Origin of the sequence: Nonomuraea sp. B5E05, assembly GCF_039880665.1 — a bacterium.
GTDB lineage: Bacteria > Actinomycetota > Actinomycetes > Streptosporangiales > Streptosporangiaceae > Nonomuraea.
Genome location: NZ_JBDPMJ010000091.1, coordinates 1 through 1,289, shown reverse-complemented (window position 1 = coordinate 1,289; position 1,289 = coordinate 1). Strand labels below are relative to the sequence as shown.

The 1,289-nt window shown below is 64.7% G+C and carries 1 protein-coding gene; it reads left to right on the top strand.

Going from position 1 to position 1,289, the window contains the following annotated elements:
* Positions 1 to 43: 43 nt before the first annotated feature.
* Complete coding sequence (locus ABGB01_RS45920) at positions 44 to 1,249, top strand: IS256 family transposase (protein WP_347780638.1); 1,206 nt, start codon at positions 44 to 46, stop codon at positions 1,247 to 1,249.
* The last annotated feature ends 40 nt before the right edge of the window (positions 1,250 to 1,289 follow it).

The window sequence follows — 1,289 nt, the reverse complement described above, 5'->3', positions numbered from 1 at the left end:
CGGGGTGGCGTCCAGCGCGACGACGGACGAGCAGTTGATCGCGATGCTCGTGGACCGCGCCCGCACCGACGGACTGCAACTGACCGGCGAGGGCGGGTTGTTGCAGCAGCTGACCAAGCGGGTCCTGGAGTCCGCCCTGGAGGGCGAGATCACCGACCATGTCGGCTACGACAAGCACGACTCCGAGGGACGCAACAGCGGCAACAGCCGCAACGGCACCCGGGCCAAGACCGTGTTGACCGACGTGGGGCCGGTCGAGGTGAAGGTGCCGCGCGACACCGCCGGCACGTTCGAGCCACAGATCGTCAAGAAGCGTCAGCGGCGTCTGACAGGCGTCGATGAGATGGTGCTGTCGCTGTCGGCGAAGGGCCTCACGCACGGGGAGATATCGGCCCATCTCGCCGAGGTGTATGGCGCCGAGGTATCCAAGCAGACCATCTCCACGATCACGGACAAGGTGATGGACGGCATGGCCGAATGGCAGAACCGGCCGCTCGATCGGGTCTACCCGGTCCTGTTCGTGGACGCTATCAACGTCAAGATCAGGGATGGACAGGTCGCGAACCGTCCGATCTATGTCGTGATGGCCGTGACCGTGGACGGCACCCGCGACATCCTCGGCATCTGGGCCGGTGACGGCGGCGAGGGCGCGAAGTACTGGCTGCATGTGTTCACCGAGCTGAAGAACCGTGGCCTGGACGACGCGCTGATGCTGGTCTGCGACGGGCTCAAGGGTCTGCCCGAGGCGGTGGAGACCGTCTGGCCTCGCACGATCGTTCAAACGTGCGTGGTTCATCTGCTGCGAAACTCGTTCCGTTACGCCGCTCGCCAGGACTGGGACAAGGTCGCCAAGGCCCTCAAGCCCGTCTACACCGCGTCCAGCGAGGACGCGGCCATGGAGCGGTTCTTGGAGTTCCAGGAGTCCTGGGGCCAGAAGTATCCGGCGATCGTGAAGCTGTGGTCGGATGCGTGGGCCGAGTTCGTGCCCTTCCTGTCCTTCGACGTCGAGATACGCAAGGTCATCTGCAGCACGAACGCGATCGAGAGCGTCAACGCCCGCATCCGCAAGGCCGTCCGGGCCCGCGGACACTTCCCCAACGAGGCCTCCGCCCTCAAGTGCGTCTACATGGCGCTCATGTCGCTGGACCCGACCGGGAAGGGCCGCAAACGATGGACCATGCGCTGGAAGGCCCCGCTCAACGCGTTCCAGATCGCCTTCGAGGGACGCCTCACCCCGAGTAATAACTGACCACTCAACAACCAACATCAGCCGTTAAGTTGACACACCC